The organism is Rhizobium sophoriradicis, from assembly GCF_003939025.1.
In the GTDB taxonomy this organism is placed as follows: domain Bacteria; phylum Pseudomonadota; class Alphaproteobacteria; order Rhizobiales; family Rhizobiaceae; genus Rhizobium; species Rhizobium sophoriradicis.
Window position 1 is genome coordinate 61,318 of the sequence record NZ_RQIH01000006.1, and the last position, 13,959, is coordinate 75,276.

Sequence of the window (13,959 nt, forward strand, 5' to 3'; positions counted from 1 at the left end):
CGCCCCGCGCAGCAATGTTTCACTGCCGCGTCTGCTTTTCGGCCGGAGCGGTGCCGTTGGACCTCTTTCCCGGCGCGGAATTTGCATCGTCGCGCAAAGCGGCCGAATCGTCCTTTTCGTCGAAGGCAAGTTTTACCCGCTTCACCATGTCCCGGCTGACCTGCCACCAGTCACCGGTTTTTGCCCAGTAGCGCAGCGTTACCGATATTGTGCTGTCACCGAGGCTGTCGATGAAAACGCTGGGTGCCGGTGACGGCAGCACCCTGGGATTGTCTTCGGCAATGCCCATCAACGACTCCATCGCCAAATCAAGATCATCCTCCCGAGAAATGCTGACCTTCAGGTCGTTCTGCCGCGTCGGTTCGCGGCTGAAGTTGGTAATCGGCGTATTCCAGAGCGTCGAATTCGGCGCTAGCCGATAGAGCCCGTCGCCGGTTCTGAGTTCTGTCGCAAACAGCCCGATCTCGCGCACCGTGCCGGCCACGCTGCTGGTCTCGATATATTCGCCGACGCGGAACGGTCTGAGGATCAGCAGCATGATGCCGGCCGCAATATTCTGCAGCGTCCCTTGCAGCGCCAGCCCGATCGCCAGGCCGGCTGCGCCGAGGGCGGCGATGATCGAGGCGGTCTGGACGCCGAATTGGCCGAGCACGGTGATGAACACCAGGATCAGCAGTGCATAGCGGATGACATTGGTGAAGAAGCGCGCCAATGTCTCGTCGATGCCATGGATGCGCGACAGGCCTTCATAGGCCCAGCGGCTGACGAAGCCTGCCAGCGTCCAGCCGACGATGAGCAGGATCACCGCTCCGAGGATGGAGAAGGAATACTGGACGGCGAGCGCGCTTGCCTGGCTGAGTGCCGTGCGGGTGGCAAGAAGGACGTCGGCTGCGTGTTGTTCCATGATTTGGCCCTGCGGATTGTGCGTGGTCCAAGGCAAGATGGAGCAGGCCGCCGCAGCGTCAACCGCAGGCGGCGTCCCGAATCGCAAGCAAAAACGGCGCATTGCCGTCGGCGTCGGCGCCGCGCCCGATGGCCCGGACGGCCGCGACCAGCCGGCCGCGGCGGTCAAGCAAGGTGTCGCCGATCTCGATCAGCCGGGTATTCGGGGTCGCAAAAGGTGAGGCGGCGCGCAGCCGCAGGGCAAGCCCTTCCTCGCTCTGATCCGGTGCGAGCGACAGGGCGGCGATCAAGGCGGCCGCCGGCGAGCGCGACACACCCATCCAGCAATGGATGAGCAGCGGCGTCTCCTGCCGCCACGATGCGGCAAACTCGATAAGCGCCTGCACATGCGTTTCATCAGGCGCCACGAGACCGCCGGTGCCCTTGAACGCGATATCGTTCATCGCAAGCGTCAGGTGACGCTCGGGCGCGATCACGCCCGGCCGGTGAAAAGCCTGTTCTTTGGCGATCAAGCTGATCATGTCACGTGCCTTGTGGCGCACCGCCATTTCGGCGATGCGTGACAGCGGCGAGACGACGATGATGCTCACGATCCCACCTCCCGCTCGGCCTCGATCGCAGCGAAACGCTCGCAGAAGAGCCGCTGCGCTTCCACTGCCGGAAGCGGTTCGATCATCAGCATTTCCCTGCTGATGCCGCGCGGCTGACCGAAGAATTTTTGCGCTTCGGCCGGCGTGAAACCGGCAAGCACCGTCGCCTCGAAATAGGCGGCAATCGCGTCGGCCCTCTTGATCCGGTCCTTGAGGTCGCGCGTGGGGTGCGGCGGCAGGCCGAAGCGCAGGTGCACGGCCGCCTCCAACCGCATTTCTACCGTCTTGTAGCCGCCGCCGACCACCGATTTGAACGGCGAGATCATGTCTCCGATCACATATTCCGGGGCGTCGTGCAGCAGCGCCATCAGGCACTCCTCCGGCCGGGCATTGTTGAAACGGCGGAAAATATCTTCGACGACGAGACTGTGCTGCGCCACCGAAAAAGCATGATCGCCCGATGTCTGGCCGTTCCAGCGGGCGACGCGCGCGAGCCCATGGGCGATGTCGGCGAGTTCGACATCGAGCGGCGAGGGGTCGAGCAGGTCGAGCCTGCGCCCGGACAGCATGCGTTGCCAGGCACGCGGAGCCTTAGTCGTCACGCGCTGGCCTCGTCGCTGCTGGTGGGGAAGACAAGGCCGGACCATTGCGGTAGGGCGAGAGCAACCGGCGTCCCGCCGGCCAGCAGCGGCGTGCCTTCCGCCATCGCGGCGCCGGCGCGGTCGACGCGCACGATCGCAAGTCCGCTGCCGCCCGCGACGGAACCGAGTGTGCCCACAGGCTTGTCGGCAGCAGTGATCTCGGTGCCCGTGCCCGGCAGAGCCGCTGCGGCGGATACCGTGACGACGCGCCGGCGCGCGGTGCCGCGGTGCTGCATGCGCGAAACCACCTCCTGTCCGACATAGCAGCCCTTCTTAAAGGAGAGGCCGCCGTTCAGATCCAACAGCACGTCATGCGGAAAGGCATCCTGCAGCGCGAAGTCCGATCCCGATATCGCAATGCCGTGGGCGATTCGCAACGCGTCGTAGAGCGCCTCAGCGCCGTCACCATGCCGTCCCCGCCGGCGGGTCAGCGCAATGCCGGCCTTGGCGAAGCGGCTGTCCCTGACGCATCGGCTGTCCCGGACGCCCTGGCTGTCGCGGACACCCTCGGCGTCCCCGATGCCATCGGCATCTTCGCCCCAGCAAACGCTGATGCCTTCTTCGGCGATGGGCGCAAGCGTGACGGCGGCCCGCAGCCTGTATATCGTCAGCCGCTTCATGAGCCCGTCACGCTGGCCGGCATCGGTTTCGATCGTATAGCCGTCGCCGTCCTGCCAGATCATGAAGTCGAACAGGATCTTGCCCTGAGGCGTCAGCAGCGCCCCGGGCCGCGCCTCGTCTGAAGCAAGCGAGGTGATATCGGTGGTGATCAGGTTCTGCAGGAAGGATTGGGCGTCCGCGCCGCCGACGGAGAGCAATGAGCGGTCTTTCAGGAATACGGCTGGCATGGCGGAACCTGTCGCGTTGGTCATCGCTCAGAGGTATGACTTCAGGAGGTGGATCGCAAGCGCCATGCGGCTTGCGTGAGGCGTCAGTCGCCTGCCGTGAAGAATTTCCATTTGCCGTCGGGCGTAATGCCGAGGCGGTAGAAATTATATCCGCCGAATTCCTGCATGTCGGACAGATCGCCGGCGGTGACGATGCGCAGCAGTTCGACGCGCTCCGGCGGCGTCAGCGACTTCAAGTCTTTCTCGGCGAAATAGGGCCAGACATACATCTCTTCGGCTGTGCCCTGGCCGACATGCACGAAGCCGGTCGAGACGATGTCGAGCATGATGGCAAGGATTTCGTCCCCATCGGGATCGCCGGAAAGATCCTTCAGCGTGCCGATCGGATCGTCTGTAGGCTCGCCGACGGTCACCTGCGTCTGCTCTGCGCCGGCGCCCATCAGCGGCCGCAGCCGTTCGAGATCGCCGGAGGCGGCCGCCTCGACGATCTGCTGGCGCATCTTGCGCACCGGCTCGGGCGCCTTGCTGATGTCGTGGATCACCTCGACGGGCTTGGAACTGTCCTGTGTGCCCGGCGTTTTGTCGACGCCCTGGCTGTTCTGGCTGTTGACCAGCGGGTCGGCCATGGGAACGCCGGGGGTGGTGCCGCCCTGCGGCTGGCTCTGCCCCTGGGCGCTTCCCTGTGCCGCCTGATCGTTCGGCTGGCCGGGGATCTTGTGCAGTTCGGAAAGCGCGTAGGCAGAGGGCGCAAGGGCGAGGCTGCCGACGGCAAGGCTGAATACAAGCATCACCGGCGCGAGCGGAATTCGCGAAACTTTCTCTTTACCGATGCGCATCGAACTCTCTGATAATAATTATTGCAGGGTGCGGTTGGCGGAGAATTCGCCGGCAAGCATACGGTCGCGCAGCGAATCGAGCAGAGCTTCGGCGCTGCTTTCCCCATGCAATCTAATGGTCTCGCGCAGTGCATGCGCGATGGCGGCATCAGCAATGATCTCAGGCTCGATCCCGTCGGCCATGCCGTCGGCCCAAGCCTCGTTCTGGTACTCCAGAGCCGCCTGCATCTTTTCGTGGACGATCATGTCGTCGATCTCGTTGAGGCTTGCTTCCATTGTCTTTTCCTCAGAACTTCTCATCTCTTACTGCACCGTTAACAACACTAACAGCCTTTTCCCAAAACGACACGTCCGCATGCGAAAACAGGTTAATTAAACGTCAATTTCCAAAGCGCGAGGTAATTTCTGTGGCAAGTGTTGCACCTTCGTTACGGTAGCGCTCTTCTGCCACGATGGCTGCCGGGGTGCAATCCGTATAGACCGAGGCGAAGGCGCGATAGCCGCGATTGAAGGCTGCCGTGAGCCTTTCCTTGCGTGGCGGTTCGTTGCCGGCCTCCGAATCGAGCAGCTGCTGCATGCCCTTTCGCCACTCATCACCGCCCGCCGCCTTACAGAGGGTCCTCAGATAATGCACCGAACCCAGCACTTCGGCGAGCCGCGCCAGCTTGTCGTCGTAAGGTACGATCGCGGCCGGCGGGGCAATCTCCTCCTCCTCTGGAGGCGGCGTGTTCTTGCCCTGAGCCATGGTGGGGCCGGCGAGCACGAGCAGGGACAGGACAACGCGTCGAACGGGAATCATGCTTCCAGTTGATACGTTGAGCATGACGGCAACAAGGCGCGCTTGAAATTTTCCACTTCTATTCGCCGCCCTCTAAACTTAATTCCGAATAGGATGATTATCGGCCGGTTGGCCGATAATCATCCTGTGCCAGCCGTTCCGCGCATTCGAGCACGCTTTGCGGCACGGGCAGTCGCCGAATCTCATCCACCGTGTACCAGCCCAGCGCCGCTGCATCGTCTGCGGCTTCCGCCACCATGTCTCGGTCGGCCTCGACACGAAAGACCGACAGGAAGAAATGGCTCTTGATGCTGCCGTCCGGCCCATGGGTCTTCAGGTCATAGGTCGAAAACAGCTGCGGATTATGCGCCGAGATGCCGGTTTCCTCGCGGAATTCCCGCAGCGCCGTCTGCTCCGGCGTTTCGCCCGGCTCGGCGCGCCCACCGGGGAAGGCATACATGTCGGCGGAAGGCGGGTTGCGTCGCAACACCAGCAGGAATCGTCCGTCACGTTCGAGAATGGCGGAGGAGGCGGCTTTGGCGGTGGAGATCATTAGACTGCTCTCGTTGTGACGATCCATTCTATTGGACCGATTGTTGCATGCAACTGCTGCCTGGCTTCCCCAATTTTCGTGTGGGCCGGTTCGGAAGACAAGGCCCGAAAGCCGGTGCCGCGGTTCCCGAGGTGACGACATGTGTGCAACAAAGATCTCAGATTTTCGAAAGGCCTTTGCGTGACCTATATCATCTACGCCTTTGCCGCGGTTCTTGAGATTGCCGGCTGCTTCGCCTTTTGGGCGTGGCTGAGGCTCGAAAAGCCCCTCTGGTGGCTGGCGCCCGGCATGATCTCGCTCGCGATTTTCGCCTGGCTGCTGACGCTGGTCCCGAGCGACGCCGCCGGCCGAACCTTTGCGGCCTATGGCGGCATCTATATTCTCGCTTCGCTCTTCTGGCAGTGGCTGGTCGAGGGCCGTGTGCCCGATCGTTATGATATCGGCGGCGGATTGATCTGCCTTGCCGGGGCGAGCGTCATTCTTTTTGGGCCGAGGGGCTGAAGCATGTCGCGCAAGCGCAACGCGGTCGCTCTTTGGTCGCGGCATGTTCTTGTCGTGAAACCCTGTACAGTTTTGCGCGGCATGCTCAGGGTGCCTTGACCGGACTCCGGACCGGGTGCAAAGACAGACCGATGTGTGGACGTTTCGCCCTGACAAATTCCAGCGCAGAGCTGCGCAATTTCCTCTCCGGTGTCGATCTCGACGATTTTCCGGCGCGCTACAACATCGCCCCGACGCAGCCGATCCTCGTCGTCATCGCAGGTGAGGGCAGGGAGCGAGGCAGCAACCTGGCCGACCGGCGCGCGGTGCTGGTGCGCTGGGGTTTTACCCCGGCCTGGGTCAAGGACCCGAAGGAATTTCCGCTGCTGATCAATGCCCGCGCTGAGACTGCGATCGGCAAAGCCTCGTTTCGGGCGGCGATGCGTCACCGCCGCGTGCTGATTCCGGCTTCGGGTTTTTATGAATGGCATCGTCCGCCGAAAGAAAGCGGCGGCAAGCCGCAGGCCTATTGGATCAGGCCGCGCCACGGCGGGATCGTCGCCTTTGCCGGGCTGATGGAAACCTGGTCCTCGGCCGATGGCTCGGAAGTCGATACCGGCGCGATCCTGACGACGTCGGCCAATGCGGGCATCTCGGCGATCCACGACCGCATGCCTGTCGTCGTCAAGCCGGAGGACTTCTCGCGCTGGCTCGATTGCAGGACGCAGGAACCGCGTGAGGTGGCCGACCTGACGCAGCCCGTTCAGGACGATTTCTTCGAGGCCGTACCGGTCTCCGACAAGGTCAACAAGGTCGCCAATATGGGGCCCGATCTGCAGGAGCCGGCCGTCATCGAGCGGCCGCTCAAGGCAGCCGAGAAGCAAAGGCCGAATGACGGCCAGCTCAGCTTTTTCTGAAAAGCTATCGGCCGCATATGGCACGGCGGCCTGTTCGGCTCGTTCGCGATGTCGGGGGCATGTCGCGCAAAAGCGTGTTGCGGTTTTGCGGCAACGACATGCCTGAGAACAAGACCCATAGCGCAAGAAACGAATCCGCAAGATCACGACGCTTTAGAAACATGCCGCAGTCTTGGGCCAACGGCATGCCGGAAACTGGAAGGTGAAGCGCAGGTGACGGCAGTTCGAAGCTCGGCGCTTCAAGCGGATTTCTTGACGCTCTCGGGCTTGTTCTTCGCCATCAGCGATGCCGCGGCAACGGCCTTCAGGCCGACGGGGCGATAGTTGGCGGCGAGGTCCGGCTTGGCCGTCTGCTGTTCACCGGTACTGCTATTCTTCGAAGTCACGGATACTCTCCTTTACGTGGTTCTTCCCTGGGTATTTTATTTTTGCAGTTTCGCTAGAAATAGCGACAAATCGGCGACGTCGCTTATCAGGATTTGTGAACGCCCACCATATTTCGCGAGGCTTAACTGAAGCCTACGTTGGTTAATACTTACTGAAGGAAGCGGTTCCAAAAAAACTGCGCAGCCGTTTTCCCCGGGAAAGCTCATGGCTTTCCCGGAAGAAGCGCACGTTTTCCGGGAATAGGCGAGAACAAGGGGAGAAGCACTTCCAGGGGAGAGAGGCCAGGAAATGCTTAGAGGTCAGATGTGACGGCCGATATCGTCGTCGCCGACGCCGGGCTCCTCGATCGTCAGCGTCCCATATTTCCGCCGCCATTTCCGCGCGCCGAAGGGAAGCGACACGAGATAGGCGGCAACGGTAAACACCATCACCTCCCAGGTGTAGCTCATCAGCAGAGCCACATAGAGTACGACGCCAAGCATCATCGGCAGCACGAGATCGCGCCGCATCCGGTTGCCCTCCGATTTGCCCGACCAGACCGGCAGCCGGCTGATCAGCAGGAAGGCGATAAATACGGTGTAGATCGACGAGACGAAGGCGAAGGTGCGGTCGGTCGCGATCCCAAGGAAGCCGAGATAGACCGGCAGCAGCACGAGCATGGCGCCGGCCGGCGCCGGCACGCCGACGAAATATTCCGACTGCCAGCTCGCCTTGTTTTCGCTTTCGGCCATGACATTGAAACGGGCAAGGCGCAGTCCGGCGGCGATCGCATAGATCAGCGCCGCGATCCAGCCGAGCGAGCGCGCCTGGTCGAGCGCGAAGACATAGACGACGAGGGCGGGTGCGACGCCGAAATTGACGATGTCGGCAAGCGAATCCATCTGTGCGCCAAACTTCGAGGTCGCCTTCATCAGCCGCGCCACCCGCCCGTCGATGCCGTCGAGGAACGCGGCGACGAGCACCATGGCGACGGCGAGCTCATAACGATTTTCGAAAGCAAGCCGGATGCCGGTCAGCCCGGCGCAGATTGCCAGAATGGTGATGAGATTCGGAAAGACGAGGCGGAGCGGGATTTCGCGCAGACGCGGGCCGCGGGCAGAATCATCCGGACCATTGGGCTCGAAAGGTGGAAAAGGCGTTTTCATATCGCGTTCCAATCTAGAGCTAGCTGCGGCGGCTGATGACGGGACCCTTGGCCGAGGCGAATTCGGCGATGACAGTTTCCCCGGCAATCGCCGTCTGGCCGAGCGAGACCCGCGGTGCTGCACCGGCGGGCAGGAAGACGTCGAGTCGAGATCCGAAGCGGATCAGCCCGAAGCGCTCGCCGGCATCGACCGGCTCGTTGGGGTTTGTCCAGCAGAGGATGCGCCTTGCCACTAGGCCGGCGATCTGGACGACACCGATCTGGCCGTGACGGGTTTCGATCACCAGCCCGTTACGCTCATTGTCTTCGCTCGCCTTGTCGAGCTCGGCGTTGACGAAGCTGCCGGAGCGGTAGTTGATGCTGACGATGCGCCCGCGCATCGGCGCCCGGTTCACATGGCAGTTGAAGACGTTCATGAACACCGAGATGCGCAGCATCGGCTCGGAGCCGAGGTCGAGCTCGGCCGGCGGGGTGACCATCTGGATCGCCGAGACCCTGCCGTCGGCGGGAGAGATCACCAGATCGTCGTCCTGCGGGGTCACGCGCTCGGGATCGCGGAAGAAATAGGCGCACCACAGCGTGAAGATCATGCCGATCCAGAAGAGCGGCTCAAAGATCCATCCGAGGATCAGCGAGGCGACGAAGAAGGCGGCCACGAAGGGATAACCCTCCTTGTGCACGGGGACGATCGTGTTGCGAACCGTGTTGAACAGGCTCATGGCTGCCGGTCTCCTTGCGTTGTCGTTTTTTGCTGGTTAGCGAAAAACCGCCTCCGGGGCAATGCTGCGGCCTCCGCCCCCGTTCGCCCGCCGTGGTTCTGAACAACAAAAGCCTGTACCGGCGTCTGGTTCCCCAATCAGTTCGCCGGCGCAAGCCGCGCGATCACGCCCATATCGTCGCTTTCGCGCACCTGTTTCAGGAGCTCCTCGGCCTGTGTAGCCTCGCGCTGGCGGTTCCACATCGAGGCATAGAGACCGTTTTTATCAAGCAAGGCGGCATGCGTTCCGCGCTCGGCGATCTCGCCGCTTTTCAGCACGATGATCTCGTCGGCGCCGATGACGGTGGACAGCCGGTGGGCGATGACCAGCGTCGTCCGGTTCTTCGAAACCAGGTCGAGCGCCGTCTGGATTTCCCGTTCCGTCGTCGTGTCGAGCGCCGATGTCGCCTCGTCGAGGATCAGGATCGGCGGCGCCTTGAGGATGGTGCGGGCGATCGCCACCCGCTGCTTCTCGCCGCCCGAAAGCTTGAGCCCGCGCTCGCCGACTTTGGTTTCGAAACCCTCTGGCAGCGTTTCGATGAAATGGGCGATCTGCGCCACTTCGGCCGCGGCAAAGACCTCGCCGTCGCTGGCCGACGTGCGGCCGTAGCGGATATTGTAGGCGACGGTGTCGTTGAAGAGCACGGTATCCTGCGGCACCATGCCGATCACCGAGCGCAGGCTCTTCTGCGTCACCGTGCGGATATCCTGGCCGTCGACGGTGATCGTGCCGCTCTGAATGTCATAGAAACGATAGAGCAGCCGCGACAGTGTCGATTTGCCCGCACCCGAGGGGCCGACGACGGCGACCGTCTTGCCGGCCGGCACTTCGAAGGAAATGCCCTTGAGGATCGGGCGGGCTGCATCATAGGCGAAGTGCACGTCCTTGAAGGCAATCGCGCCCTGGCCGATCCGAAGCTCTGTTGCATCGGGCGCGTCCTTGACTTCGGCTTTCACCTCCAGGAGGTCGAACATCTGCTCGATATCGGTCAGTCCCTGGCGGATTTCGCGGTAGACGAAGCCGATGAAGTTGAGCGGCGCGGCAAGCTGCAGCAGCATCGAATTGACGAAGACGAAATCGCCGACTGTCTGCTCGCCGCGCTGCACGGCCAGTGCCGACAGCACCAGCATGATCGTCGTGCCGATACCGAAGATGACGCCCTGGCCGAAGTTCAGCCAGCCGAGCGAGGTCCAGACATCGGTCGCCGCCTTCTCGTAGCGCTCCATCGATTTGTCGAAGCGTTTGGCCTCCATCTCCTCGTTGCCGAAATATTTGACGGTTTCGAAATTGAGGAGGGAGTCGATCGCCTTGGTGTTGGCGTCGGTATCGCTGTCGTTCATCGACCGGCGGATGGCGATGCGCCAGTCGGATGCACGGATGGTGAACCAGATATAGGCCCAGACGGTGAAGGCGGTGACGGCGAGATAGGAAAAACCGTAACCCCACCAGAAGATCGCGGCCGTCAGCAGGAATTCGATGACGGTCGGGACCGAATTGAGGATCGTGAAGCGCACGATCGTCTCGATGCCCTTGGTGCCGCGCTCGATGATGCGCGAGAGACCGCCGGTCTTGCGTTCCAGATGGAAGCGCAGCGACAGCTCATGCATGTGCACGAAGGTCCTGTAGGCGAGCTGGCGCACCGCATGCTGCCCGACGCTGGCAAACAGCGCGTCGCGCAGCTGGTTGAGGCCGAGCTGGATCAGCCGGGTGACGTTATAGGCGATAACAAGCGCGATGGCGCCGGCAAGCAGCGGCGGCACCGTGCCGGCCAGATCCATTCTGCCGTTCAGTGCATCGGTCGACCATTTGAAGAAATAGGGGACGAGCAGCAGGACGAATTTGGAGATCAGCAGATAGACCGAGGCCCAGACGACGCGCATCCTGAGGTCGGGCCGGCCGGCCGGCCACATGTAGGGCCAGAGGTTGAGAAGCGTGCGCAGCAGGTGGGATTCCGAGACAGTCTTGCCGTTTGCCATGCGTGTCTCCAGCCCGGTCGGGATTGCCGCGGTCGTGTGGGTCGATGCCGGCAAAGTGCGAACGGGACGTGCTCGAGCGCTTCCCAATCACCGCCAGATAGGGTGCCGGGCGGATGAATACAACAAATGCGGGGTTCAGGAAAAGCTCAAGCGCGTCGCATCAAACTTGATTCATGCGCCGCGCTTTAGCCCTTTGTTTTATGCATGTCCTTGTCCGGAACCACTGCACACTTCCGGGCAACATGCATTGGGCCGGGCGGTTATCCCGCCCGGCCCCATCAGGTTCTTCTGCTATGTTTAGAGTTGCCGGTTGGAAAGGCGTTTGCGGTGCAACTCCTCGGCATTCGGCAAGGCATCCTTCGGCAGGCCGAAAATCTGGCCGGGGCGGATGCGGTCGGGATTGATGATCTTGTCCTCGTTGGCGATGTAGATCGTCGTATAGCGCACGCCGAGGCCATAGGTCCGGCGCGAGATCTGCCAGAGCGTGTCGCCGCGGCGAATGATGACCGCCGCGTTGTTGGCCGTCAGCGGCGCCTGTTCGATCGTCCTCGGCTGGTTGCCGGCAGCCTCATTTGCAGCCGGTGTCGTCGACGCGGGTGCAGCCGGCGCGGGTGCTGTGGTGAGTTCGGCGATCAGCGCGCCGAGCCCGTCGAGCGCGGCGCCGACCGACTTCGCGTCCTGCGGCAGCCCCTGCAGCACTTTCAAGGCATTGGAAGCAGTCTGCGAGGCCGCGCCGGAGGCTTGCTTGAACGGGTCGGACGCATCGGCCGCCGGGCGGAAGTCGGCGACCGAGCGCAAAGCGAATTCCGTTGCCGAGCGTGCCGCGGCAAGTTGTTCGGCGCCGGGCAGCTTGCCATCGGCAAACAGTCCCTTCAGCAGGCCGAACGCCTTGCCGACTTCGGTCTTGAGCTTGCCGAGTTCGCCTTCGTCGAGCGGCACCATCGGAGAAGCGCCATTTGCATCGGTGGGGCCGACTTGAGCGGCAACCCTCACCTGGTCGCCCGCCGGGCGATTGAAGTTCACCGCGGCGCGCACAATCACCTTGCCGGTGGGATCGACGACGTCGACGCGGATCTTATGGTCGCCGACCGAGAGGGTCGCAGCGCCTTCGATGACGAAATGGCCGTCGGGGCCGGCAGTATCCTGGCCGACAAGGCTGTCGTCGGCATAACCGAGAACCTTGGCGTTGGCGCGCGCGGTACCGGCAATGAATATCTTGTTACCCTCGATTTCGACGGCGTTGACCATCACATCGGGCGCAGTGGCCTTGTCGGTTCCAGCCGCACCGGGAACGGCCGGCGCCCCATCCGTGCCACCGCCGGCGGCGGGCAGGCCAGGGGTCTGCAGCGCCAGCTCACCCGGCGCTACAGCTGGTGCGGTAGGAGCGCCCGCTGCAGCGGCAGCGGTTTCGCCGGCCGCGGTCGTGTCGGCAGGCGGCGCCATTGGATTGGAGGCGTCGGCGACTTCGGTTCCGCCCGTCGGCGCCGTGATGATGCGGCTTGCGGTGCCGGGCTTGGAGACCATGGCGAGCAGATTGGCGGCATTGCCATCCTTCGGCACGGAAACGGTTGCGACTTCTTCGGAAAGCGTAGTCTTGCCATCCTTGCCCGTCACCTTGAGCACGAGCTGGTGGTCGCCGGCCGGAAGCGGATCGTCGAGGACGGCGGCGAAATCGCCGCTCGGGCCGATATCGGCCGTCGTCACCACCTTTTCGCCGTCAAGCACTTCGAGCTTGCCGTTCGGCTCGGCGGAGCCGGCGATAACGGTCGAACCGTCAGGCTCGACACGCAGGACGTCGAAGGCCGGAAGTTTCGGGCCGGCATTCGCTGCCGCCGCGGCGGGCTCGGGCGCGCCGGTCAGCGCCGCCTCGGCCCTGGCGATTGCGGCAAGCGCATCGGTGCTGCTTTCCGGCAGCGACTGCACGATGGCGAGCGCCTTGGCGCCACCTTCCTTGGCCTTCGTGGCAACGGCTTGCGTTGCGGGATCGACGCCGTCGGGAATGGTGAAGCCGGCGATTGCGGTGAGCGCGTTGATAGCCTTCGTCTTAGCGGCGGTGAAGACATCGATGGCCGGGCCTTTGCCATCGGCAAACAGCGCCTTGAGCGCGCCGAGCGCCGCACCGGCGTCGGCCGAAAGACGGCCCAGCTGATCGGAGACCGTAGCCGCGTCGCCGGCAGTGGAGCGCGAGGTCTTTGCCGCTTCGTTAACCGTGTTCTTGAGCTCCGTGCTCGCCTGGTTGATGGCGTCGCCGACCTTGGATGCATCGCCGCCGATGCGCGGCATGACTACGAATACCATCAGTAGGGTTGCGATTACGAGCACTGCAAGGGCCAGCAAGCCGGCACGGTTCTTCATCATTATGTCTCCCAAGGCGGCAATTTGCCGTAGTACCGAAAATTGCTAGCGATTCCCGTTGCTTTTCACAAGCATTCAAAGCAATTAGGCAAGCTAGGCATGCTGCTTTTCAGTCAATTTTCTTGACTGCATTGAAATGAAATAGTTGTTTCGCCTCCATGACCGAACAATCTGTATCGATTCGATCCATCTGCGTTTACTGCGGCTCGAGGCCGGGACGCGATCCTTCCCACATGGCGGCCGGGCGCGCTCTCGGAAGAGAGATCGCCGAATACGGCCTGCGCCTCGTCTATGGCGGGGGTACCAAAGGCATCATGGGCGCGGTTGCAAGCGGGGTGCTTTCAGGCGGCGGTCAGGTCACGGGGATCATCCCGGAGTTCCTGATCGATATGGAAGCGACTCGCCATTCGCTCGGTCAGCTCAACGAACTCATTGTAACCCCTGACATGCATGCACGCAAACATACGATGTTCGAGCGCTCCGATGCCTTCGTCGCGCTGCCGGGCGGCATCGGCACGCTGGAGGAGATCGTCGAGATCATGACCTGGGCCCAACTCGGCCGCCATGAGAAGCCGATGGTCTTTGCCAACATCAACGGTTTCTGGGATCCGATGATGGAACTGCTGCGCCATATGACCGATGAAGGTTTCCTGCACACCGCCCACCGGGTGCAGCCGCTCATCGTCGACGACATCTCCGGCATCATTCCTGCGATCATGGCCCAGGCCGCCCAGCTCGCCGCCGATCGCGATGGCGAGGACGCTGTTATTTCGAAGATGTAGTGGGGCGCGAG

16 protein-coding genes are annotated in these 13,959 nt (G+C 62.6%); 3 read left to right on the forward strand and 13 right to left on the reverse strand.

The window, feature by feature from the left end; translation table 11 throughout:
* Positions 1-19: 19 nt before the first annotated feature.
* From EFR00_RS11245 to EFR00_RS11280, 8 genes are all read right to left on the reverse strand, one after another.
* Positions 20-904: a mechanosensitive ion channel family protein gene (locus EFR00_RS11245; RefSeq protein WP_077993159.1), complete on the reverse strand. Its 885-nt coding sequence runs from the start codon at positions 902-904 to the stop codon at positions 20-22.
* Positions 905-962: 58 nt separating this feature from the next.
* Positions 963-1,493: a tyrosine phosphatase family protein gene (locus EFR00_RS11250; RefSeq protein ID WP_077993160.1), complete on the reverse strand. Its 531-nt coding sequence runs from the start codon at positions 1,491-1,493 to the stop codon at positions 963-965.
* Positions 1,490-2,062 (reverse strand): HD domain-containing protein, encoded by a 573-nt coding sequence (locus EFR00_RS11255; RefSeq protein WP_051649839.1) that lies wholly within the window; start codon positions 2,060-2,062, stop codon positions 1,490-1,492. Before EFR00_RS11255 ends, EFR00_RS11250 begins: the two co-directional genes overlap by 4 nt.
* 29 nt (positions 2,063-2,091) lie before the next feature.
* Entirely contained in the window at positions 2,092-2,982 is an 891-nt protein-coding gene (ygfZ, locus tag EFR00_RS11260; RefSeq protein ID WP_077993413.1) for a CAF17-like 4Fe-4S cluster assembly/insertion protein YgfZ, read from the reverse strand.
* 83 nt (positions 2,983-3,065) lie between these two features.
* On the reverse strand, positions 3,066-3,818 hold the full coding sequence (locus EFR00_RS11265; RefSeq protein WP_077993161.1) for a hypothetical protein: 753 nt from the start codon (positions 3,816-3,818) through the stop codon (positions 3,066-3,068).
* Positions 3,819-3,836: 18 nt separating this feature from the next.
* Positions 3,837-4,094 carry a hypothetical protein gene (locus EFR00_RS11270; protein ID WP_004675135.1) on the reverse strand — a complete coding sequence of 86 codons (258 nt, stop codon included), beginning with the start codon at positions 4,092-4,094 and terminating at the stop codon, positions 3,837-3,839.
* Between the two features lie 103 nt (positions 4,095-4,197).
* Positions 4,198-4,641, reverse strand: a complete 444-nt coding sequence (locus tag EFR00_RS11275; protein ID WP_179363789.1) for a TIGR02301 family protein — start codon at positions 4,639-4,641, stop codon at positions 4,198-4,200.
* Positions 4,642-4,714: 73 nt separating this feature from the next.
* Positions 4,715-5,149, reverse strand: a complete 435-nt coding sequence (locus EFR00_RS11280) for an NUDIX hydrolase (RefSeq protein ID WP_009992450.1) — start codon at positions 5,147-5,149, stop codon at positions 4,715-4,717.
* 180 nt (positions 5,150-5,329) lie between these two features.
* Here EFR00_RS11280 and EFR00_RS11285 point away from each other — a divergent pair, with 180 nt between their 5' ends.
* Together EFR00_RS11285 and EFR00_RS11290 are read left to right on the forward strand one after the other, a co-directional pair.
* Positions 5,330-5,650 (forward strand): YnfA family protein, encoded by a 321-nt coding sequence (locus EFR00_RS11285; RefSeq protein ID WP_077993415.1) that lies wholly within the window; start codon positions 5,330-5,332, stop codon positions 5,648-5,650.
* Between the two features lie 131 nt (positions 5,651-5,781).
* Complete coding sequence (locus EFR00_RS11290; RefSeq protein WP_077993163.1) at positions 5,782-6,546, forward strand: SOS response-associated peptidase; 765 nt, start codon at positions 5,782-5,784, stop codon at positions 6,544-6,546.
* A 239-nt stretch (positions 6,547-6,785) separates the two neighbouring features.
* Here the strand turns inward: EFR00_RS11290 and EFR00_RS32995 are convergent, their stop codons facing one another.
* The 5 genes from EFR00_RS32995 to EFR00_RS11310 all read right to left on the reverse strand — a co-directional run bounded on the left by EFR00_RS32995 (position 6,786) and on the right by EFR00_RS11310 (position 13,169).
* Entirely contained in the window at positions 6,786-6,932 is a 147-nt protein-coding gene (locus EFR00_RS32995; protein ID WP_009986385.1) for a hypothetical protein, read from the reverse strand.
* Between the two features lie 300 nt (positions 6,933-7,232).
* Positions 7,233-8,078 (reverse strand): CDP-diacylglycerol--serine O-phosphatidyltransferase, encoded by an 846-nt coding sequence (pssA, locus tag EFR00_RS11295; protein WP_039618871.1) that lies wholly within the window; start codon positions 8,076-8,078, stop codon positions 7,233-7,235.
* A 19-nt stretch (positions 8,079-8,097) separates the two neighbouring features.
* Positions 8,098-8,796: a phosphatidylserine decarboxylase gene (locus tag EFR00_RS11300; RefSeq protein ID WP_038687955.1), complete on the reverse strand. Its 699-nt coding sequence runs from the start codon at positions 8,794-8,796 to the stop codon at positions 8,098-8,100.
* A gap of 137 nt (positions 8,797-8,933) precedes the next feature.
* Entirely contained in the window at positions 8,934-10,811 is a 1,878-nt protein-coding gene (locus EFR00_RS11305; protein ID WP_039623157.1) for an ABCB family ABC transporter ATP-binding protein/permease, read from the reverse strand.
* 297 nt (positions 10,812-11,108) lie between these two features.
* Positions 11,109-13,169: a LysM peptidoglycan-binding domain-containing protein gene (locus EFR00_RS11310; protein ID WP_077993165.1), complete on the reverse strand. Its 2,061-nt coding sequence runs from the start codon at positions 13,167-13,169 to the stop codon at positions 11,109-11,111.
* A 155-nt stretch (positions 13,170-13,324) separates the two neighbouring features.
* On the opposite strand from EFR00_RS11310, the gene EFR00_RS11315 reads away from it, so the two are divergent.
* Positions 13,325-13,948 (forward strand): LOG family protein, encoded by a 624-nt coding sequence (locus tag EFR00_RS11315; protein WP_077993167.1) that lies wholly within the window; start codon positions 13,325-13,327, stop codon positions 13,946-13,948.
* The last annotated feature ends 11 nt before the right edge of the window (positions 13,949-13,959 follow it).

What these genes read in the sequence shown, in the direction of transcription:
- EFR00_RS11315 (WP_077993167.1), top strand. Translation starts at nt 13,325, where the DNA reads ATGACCGAACAATCTGTATCGATTCGATCCATCTGCGTTTACTGCGGC.
- EFR00_RS11245 (WP_077993159.1), bottom strand. Translation starts at nt 904, where the DNA reads ATGGAACAACACGCAGCCGACGTCCTTCTTGCCACCCGCACGGCACTC.
- EFR00_RS11290 (WP_077993163.1), top strand. Translation starts at nt 5,782, where the DNA reads ATGTGTGGACGTTTCGCCCTGACAAATTCCAGCGCAGAGCTGCGCAAT.
- EFR00_RS11310 (WP_077993165.1), bottom strand. Translation starts at nt 13,169, where the DNA reads ATGATGAAGAACCGTGCCGGCTTGCTGGCCCTTGCAGTGCTCGTAATC.
- EFR00_RS11255 (WP_051649839.1), bottom strand. Translation starts at nt 2,062, where the DNA reads ATGCTGTCCGGGCGCAGGCTCGACCTGCTCGACCCCTCGCCGCTCGAT.
- pssA (WP_039618871.1), bottom strand. Translation starts at nt 8,078, where the DNA reads ATGAAAACGCCTTTTCCACCTTTCGAGCCCAATGGTCCGGATGATTCT.
- ygfZ (WP_077993413.1), bottom strand. Translation starts at nt 2,982, where the DNA reads ATGCCAGCCGTATTCCTGAAAGACCGCTCATTGCTCTCCGTCGGCGGC.
- EFR00_RS11300 (WP_038687955.1), bottom strand. Translation starts at nt 8,796, where the DNA reads ATGAGCCTGTTCAACACGGTTCGCAACACGATCGTCCCCGTGCACAAG.
- EFR00_RS11275 (WP_179363789.1), bottom strand. Translation starts at nt 4,641, where the DNA reads ATGCTCAACGTATCAACTGGAAGCATGATTCCCGTTCGACGCGTTGTC.
- EFR00_RS11280 (WP_009992450.1), bottom strand. Translation starts at nt 5,149, where the DNA reads ATGATCTCCACCGCCAAAGCCGCCTCCTCCGCCATTCTCGAACGTGAC.
- EFR00_RS11270 (WP_004675135.1), bottom strand. Translation starts at nt 4,094, where the DNA reads ATGGAAGCAAGCCTCAACGAGATCGACGACATGATCGTCCACGAAAAG.
- EFR00_RS11265 (WP_077993161.1), bottom strand. Translation starts at nt 3,818, where the DNA reads ATGCGCATCGGTAAAGAGAAAGTTTCGCGAATTCCGCTCGCGCCGGTG.
- EFR00_RS11305 (WP_039623157.1), bottom strand. Translation starts at nt 10,811, where the DNA reads ATGGCAAACGGCAAGACTGTCTCGGAATCCCACCTGCTGCGCACGCTT.